Origin of the sequence: Staphylococcus pragensis, from assembly GCF_004785665.1 — a bacterium.
GTDB classification, from domain to species: Bacteria; Bacillota; Bacilli; order Staphylococcales; family Staphylococcaceae; genus Staphylococcus; species Staphylococcus pragensis.
Genome location: NZ_SRPJ01000018.1, coordinates 1 through 1,384, shown reverse-complemented (window position 1 = coordinate 1,384; position 1,384 = coordinate 1). Strand labels below are relative to the sequence as shown.

The 1,384-nt window shown below is 29.5% G+C and carries 1 protein-coding gene; it reads right to left on the bottom strand.

The window, feature by feature from the left end; all coding sequences use genetic code 11:
* The coding region (locus tag E2558_RS12260; RefSeq protein ID WP_135789041.1) for an ISL3 family transposase at nucleotides 1-1,303 on the bottom strand (1,303 nt) is incomplete at its 3' end.
* Between the last annotated feature and the right edge of the window lie 81 nt (nucleotides 1,304-1,384).

The window sequence follows — 1,384 nt, the reverse complement described above, 5'->3', positions numbered from 1 at the left end:
GTTGTTTAATCTCTTTTTTTGTTGTTGAGGCAAATAGTCGCGAAGTTATAATAATTCGATTACGTAAATTATCATAATTTCTATAACCAAAAGATACCCTTTTAATGAGTTTGATTTTATTATTAATTCCTTCTAACGGACCGTTGGTCAGGTTAGAATATATCATGGAGTTTTCAATGAAAGCTGTTAATCTTCTTAAAGTTCTAATGACTGGGCGTAATCTAGGACACACATCTGAAAGATGAATAGAAAAGAGTTTATGAGTAAATTTCTCTATTTGGTTTTCTTTTAATAATCGTCTTAGCTCATGAACGTAGTGATATGTATTAAATAATTCAACGTCTACACTTAATAAGTAATTCATAATTCCTTTTTCGGTTTTCCACTCTTTAAATAAACGGACTTTACGATAATTAAATGCCTCTAGCGTTTCAAAAGGTTTAAGAAATAGTTTCCAATAACTTTTATATTTATTGTAAAGCGGTCTATTAGAGGTTCTATAACAATTCATTATATGAACTCTAGACATATTTAACGCTCGATTTAAAGATTGAACAATATGGAAACGATCAATAATAATCTTCGCATTAGGAAATAATTGTTTGATTAGCGACATATAGGGTTCATACATATCAATCGTTACAGTTTTGACTTTTTGTCTTAGTTTCAAAGAATAACGATAAAAATGATCTTTCAGCGATTTTAACTTACGATCCGCTACCACATCTACGATGCGGTGTGATACAGCATCTGCATAAATAAAACTCATTTTTCCAATTACATTTTTAACACTTTTAAATTCGTCCATCATTAAGTGTTCAGGTAAAGCATCAAAAGAAGACTGACCTACGTCGCTTGCCGCTTGATTAATCACTCTAGATACAGTCATTGATGATACTAAGCATGACTTAGCGATAGATTTTTGAGAGCGGTATTCTTGTACTTTATCTAAAACTGCAAGTTTTGTTTTGTTAGAAATAAAACAATAATCGTCGACAATATTAGATTTAGCAGTAAAATAACTATCACATGTTTTACAATAAAATCTTTGTTTTTGAAGCTTTAAATAAGCAGGCATTTCCATAATTTTAAGTAAAGTAATCGTTGAAGTTTTCTTCCCATTTTTCACTATAGAGAAATTTTCGTTTTTAGTTAAACAGTTTTCACAATGTGTAGGTTGATAAGTAAGCTCTGCATAGTAAAACAAACTCTTTCGTCCTTTATATTTTTTCTCAGTCACTTCATCTGAAAAATTTAGATTTTTATCTTTAATTCTTAATGTATTTAATATAGACTTACACATAGGCGCATTACCTTTCTTTTTTATTTGGTGTGGTAGCTAATAATTATAGAGGTAATTGCGCTATTTTTGTATTCAAAACAT